Source organism: Blautia sp. OF03-13, from assembly GCF_003460685.1.
In the GTDB taxonomy this organism is placed as follows: Bacteria; Bacillota; Clostridia; order Lachnospirales; family Lachnospiraceae; genus Fusicatenibacter; species Fusicatenibacter saccharivorans.
Window position 1 is genome coordinate 1 of the sequence record NZ_QTVR01000049.1, and the last position, 4,493, is coordinate 4,493.

At 37.8% G+C, this 4,493-nt stretch carries 5 protein-coding genes and 2 pseudogenes; 4 read left to right on the forward strand and 3 right to left on the reverse strand.

Annotation, left to right across the window (positions count from 1 at the left end; all coding sequences use genetic code 11):
- A pseudogene (locus DXA55_RS19455) lies at positions 1 to 114 on the reverse strand (IS66 family insertion sequence element accessory protein TnpA); the annotation flags it as partial.
- A 211-nt stretch (positions 115 to 325) separates the two neighbouring features.
- On the opposite strand from DXA55_RS19455, the gene DXA55_RS16710 reads away from it, so the two are divergent.
- The 4 genes and pseudogenes from DXA55_RS16710 to DXA55_RS16730 all read left to right on the forward strand — a co-directional run bounded on the left by DXA55_RS16710 (position 326) and on the right by DXA55_RS16730 (position 2,847).
- Positions 326 to 745, forward strand: coding sequence for an RNA polymerase sigma factor (locus tag DXA55_RS16710; protein ID WP_003061815.1), 420 nt, complete (start codon positions 326 to 328; stop codon positions 743 to 745).
- 3 nt (positions 746 to 748) lie between these two features.
- Positions 749 to 1,003 (forward strand): helix-turn-helix domain-containing protein, encoded by a 255-nt coding sequence (locus DXA55_RS16715; RefSeq protein WP_002322727.1) that lies wholly within the window; start codon positions 749 to 751, stop codon positions 1,001 to 1,003.
- Positions 1,004 to 1,376: 373 nt separating this feature from the next.
- Complete coding sequence (locus DXA55_RS16725) at positions 1,377 to 1,580, forward strand: excisionase (protein WP_002322728.1); 204 nt, start codon at positions 1,377 to 1,379, stop codon at positions 1,578 to 1,580.
- A gap of 77 nt (positions 1,581 to 1,657) precedes the next feature.
- Positions 1,658 to 2,847, forward strand: a pseudogene (locus DXA55_RS16730) (tyrosine-type recombinase/integrase).
- A gap of 203 nt (positions 2,848 to 3,050) precedes the next feature.
- On the opposite strand, the gene DXA55_RS16735 reads toward DXA55_RS16730, so the two are convergent.
- A complete protein-coding gene (locus tag DXA55_RS16735; RefSeq protein WP_081717107.1) occupies positions 3,051 to 3,128 on the reverse strand; it encodes a DUF4314 domain-containing protein in 78 nt (25 codons plus the stop codon).
- Between the two features lie 16 nt (positions 3,129 to 3,144).
- On the reverse strand, positions 3,145 to 3,816 hold the full coding sequence (locus DXA55_RS16740; RefSeq protein WP_023922624.1) for a hypothetical protein: 672 nt from the start codon (positions 3,814 to 3,816) through the stop codon (positions 3,145 to 3,147).
- Positions 3,817 to 4,493: the final 677 nt, after the last annotated feature.

Below are 4,493 nucleotides of genomic sequence, written 5' to 3' on the forward strand. Positions count from 1 at the left end.
AGTTCCTGGCTTGATATCATGTTCCACACACCATTGATGATCTGTCAATCCACTTTGACGGCATTCCATGATGAGACGGTATTGTTCTTCGACAGGTATTCTTTTGCTTTTCATGAGCACACCTCCATAACTTGAATAGAGTAAAATGCTCGCACCTATCATTTCTAGCAAGAAAAGATGAAGTAAAATGCTTGCATTCTCTATTGATTATTATGGGATATTTTTTAGGGCAACACAATCCGTCGAATTATTTTGCACTTACCTTATATGGTGCGGAAAGAGGGATAAACACTTTTCAAATCATAAAGGAAAGGAGGTGAGATTGATGAAACCGTCTGACTTCCAGAAAACAGTTCAATGTCGTTTTGAAAGTTGTTTAAAGAAAGTTGTCCGTAGTGTCGTGAAAGATTATTACAAGGAATTAAACCGTCGTAAGAATAAAGAAATATCTTTCAGCGAATTGCCAGATGTCCTTGTTGATAAAATGGCTGTTTGGGACGACTACGAAACAGATTATACAATCTTTTCAGTATGTGGCATTGATATTCGTGTCCTTGATGATGAATTGGCAGAAGCCTTGAAGAAACTTCCAGAAAGAAAACGCAATACTCTGTTGATGTATTACTTCTTGGAAATGACAGAAAGTGAAATTGCCAACTTGCAGAAAATCACGCAAAGCGGTGTATTTAGAAACCGACATCACGCTTTGGAAACTATGAAAAAAATACTCAAGGAGGAACATTAGAAAATGAAACAGTTATTTAAGAAACCGTCTTATTACTTGATTTCATCAGCTATGGACGGAAACGAAAAAGCGATTGAAAAATTACTGGCATTTTATGACCCTTACATATCAAAGTGCTGTTTGCGTTCACTTTATGATGAATACGGCAATGTTTATATCGTTGTAGATATGGAATTAAAAGGACGTATCAGAGAAGCACTTATCAAAATGATTTTAGGTTTTGATATTGAAGATATGGACTTAGAACCAGAAGAATAAGCAGTTTTTAGCGGAGCATGATTTAATATCCCCCTCTTTCCTGCTCTGCCACCTGCTTTTATATGAAAGCAACACGCTTTCACCACAGCTCTTTGACAACTGAATAAAGCAGACAGATACGTTTGTGAGATGGCGAGCCACGGGGACTGTACGCCACGACCTTTTCAAAAGAAAGCGAGCGACCCACGCAGTGATCCGAGAGCGACTGTTGGAAAAGTTGTTTTGCCACGACCTATCCTCACAGAATAATGATACGTCCGCATGGTGCGGTTCTGCCCACAAGAATGGGAATAGTTGAGATACTAATGGAGCTTTCCAAAGCCGTCTGCCTGCTTGTAAAAAACGACACACAGTAAAGGGGGGTGCATAGATTATGAACAATACTGATGTGCCTATTTGGGAAAAATATACGCTGACGGTTGAAGAAGCGTCCAAATACTTCCGCATTGGCGAAAAGAAATTGCGTAAATTAGCCGAAGAAAATCTTGACGCTGGCTGGGTTATCGTGAACGGCAACCGTATTCAGATTAAGCGAAAACAATTTGAAAAAATCATAGATACATTGGACGAAATCTAATGTCATTGAGCCGTAGATATGGTATAATAAATATAGCGTATCACGGCTCGTTCCATGACGGAAAGGAGCTTTACACTATGTCTAATGTAAAACGAAAAGACAGTAAAAATCGCAATTTGCGTAATGGAGAGAGCCAGCGAAAAGACGGAAGATACGTTTATAAATATACCGATATATACGGAAAGCCACAATTTATCTATTCTTGGAAACTTGTACCGACAGACAAGACACCTGCTGGAAAGCGTGATGATATATCGTTGAGGGAAAAAGAAACACAGATTAAAAAAGACCTTAACGACGGTATCGATACAGCAGGCGGTAAAATGACAGTCTGCCAGCTCTACGACAAGAAGAACAGCCAAAGAAAGAACATCAAGAGGGCTACTGAAAAAGGACGACAGTATCTTATGAACGCTCTGAAAAATGACCCATTGGGTATGAGGGCGATTGATACTGTTAAGCAGTCGGACGCTAAAGAATGGGCTATCAGAATGAGCGAAAAAGGATACGCCTATAAAACGATTGATAACTACAAGCGTTCCTTGAAAGCGTCATTTTACATGGCGATACAAGACGACTGTATCAGAAAGAACCCGTTTGAATTTAAGCTAAGTGATGTTCTGGAAGATGATACGGAGCAGAAAGTTATCCTTACACCAGAGCAGGAAGAACGCCTGCTTGCCTTTATGGAAAAGGATAAGATTTACAGCAAGTATTATGATGAGGTTGTGCTTCTGCTGGAAACGGGACTTCGTATTTCTGAATTTTGCGGACTAACGACGCATATTGATATGCAGAACAGATACTCAATATAGACCACCAGTTATTGAAAGACAGCGAAATCGGCTACTATATTGAAACGCCAAAGACCAAAAACGGAAAACGAGAACTTCCATTGACAGAACGGGCTTATCAAGCAATCCAAAGAATACTAAAGAACAGAGGAAAGGCACAACCGTTGATTGTAGGTGGTTATAGCAATTTCCTATTCTTGAACCGTGAGGGCTTACCTAAAGTTGCAGGAAACTATGAGGGCATGGTGCGAGGACTAATTAAGAAGTATAACAAGTATCACACGGACAAGTTACCGAACATCACACCACATTCATTCCGACATACTTACTGTACGAATATGGCAAACAGAGGAATGAACCCAAACACCCTGCAATATCTTATGGGACACGCTAACATAACCATGACACTTGGCTATTATGCACACGGTACATTTCAATCTGCAAAAGCAGAACTGGAAAGACTGGCTTGTTAATATCGGAGCTTATATTTACTACTCATTTACTACTTTTGGTTGCATTTTCATGCTGGTAAATGCCAGCTTATGCAAGGTATCTTCCAAAAAGAAAATACCGATAAAGCCCTAAAATACGGGATATATCGGCATTTACCAACTTATGAAAAGATAATCAGAAATTTAGTAAGTTTTTCATCAAAAAAACTGTGTATTTTTGACCATTATTCTTCAGTGATTTTACGGCATTTGTCTTCGCCATAGACCACATTCAGACTGCTTCCGTTGTCCCAGCTGACCATAATTGAAGCAGTATCATCAATGCCTCTTCTTTTCTAGTTTCATATCTTCTCTCAGAACAAATCTTCGAATCACCGGATTTCTTAATACATTTTCAATTTGCTGCCATACTTGTTTTCGGTCATTTGGAATATTTATTACTCTTGATTTACCTTTCATACCCAACACATCAATATTTAAATATTCCAGTTCATCAAAACACCGGCTTGCAGATTTTGTTGACACTCCTATTCGTTTTGCTGCATCAGATACTTTCACTTCATTCCATCGTTCATAAATAGCCATCAGAAGCATTTTTTGCGTCAAAAATGAAATCAGATAAACTGGTGCCAATTCTCTTTCATTTTCCTTACTCAACAAATATCCAATAAATGGAAGAAATACCTGCTTTCCTTCTATTACAAAAGGAATTCCTTCTTCCATCATCTTTTCTTTTATATAAAATGTTGTTCGATCAAGAAATATTGCACAATTTAATCCTGTCATTTTTTCCACGCCAGCTCTGTCTCTACGTAACATAACAAGTCCGACATTATCTTTGGGATGAATAGCCATCCATAATACACCATTCGTCTCTACCGTAAAAATATCATATCTTCCACAATATGCTAACGGGAGCTTTTTATACACCTCTTTATTCTCCGTCATTATTACATTTTGCCTTAATGTTTTTTCCAAAAATTCTTTCATATTAATCACCTTTTTATAAGCGTGACTCTTTTTACGTCACATTTGTAATTCATCATATATTATTTGATTTTTCAAGTAATATATGCTTACATAAACTCCAAGAAAAAAGACGTAAGATTCATCTCACGCCTTCCTATTCTAACTATTCCTATCCGGTCTTCCAAAGGTGTAAATAAGGTGCAAATTATTCGTCAATCATCAAAAAATCCTTTAAAACCAAGGCTTTCACGGCATCCCTTAAACACTGCCGTGGCAGATAAAAAGTACTCTAATCATAAAATTCTCCTGTTCTGAAATACCCTGTAATGCCGAGTTTTGCGTTGGTTTATCGGCTTTTCCGGGCATCATCTTTTTTCTTGTTTATAACTACACTTTTTACAAAATACTTCAAAATGGTGCAATTCAAAGCAATGTGTAGTAGTCAAATCGTAGTCAGTTAAGGGGGTTCAGACTACTGACGGGGGTGTGCATTATTTAACGAAGGAGGGGCAGAGATAGGCATACTCTTGTATTATCGTCTATAAAAACTAAAACATCAATTTGGGGCTGTTGCTCTAGTTTCAGTTACACAAACTTGAAATTGTAAATCTTAAAAAATGGTTTTCAAGTAATTTATCCAGTCGGATAACCCTTCTTGATTAAACTCCAACAAGGCTTTCGAATATATATGAAACGCT

Coding starts and splice junctions, on each gene's coding strand:
- DXA55_RS16710 (WP_003061815.1), top strand. CDS start 326: ATGAAACCGTCTGACTTCCAGAAAACAGTTCAATGTCGTTTTGAAAGT.
- DXA55_RS16715 (WP_002322727.1), top strand. CDS start 749: ATGAAACAGTTATTTAAGAAACCGTCTTATTACTTGATTTCATCAGCT.
- DXA55_RS16725 (WP_002322728.1), top strand. CDS start 1,377: ATGAACAATACTGATGTGCCTATTTGGGAAAAATATACGCTGACGGTT.
- DXA55_RS16735 (WP_081717107.1), bottom strand. CDS start 3,128: ATGGTCAGCTGGGACAACGGAAGCAGTCTGAATGTGGTCTATGGCGAA.
- DXA55_RS16740 (WP_023922624.1), bottom strand. CDS start 3,816: ATGAAAGAATTTTTGGAAAAAACATTAAGGCAAAATGTAATAATGACG.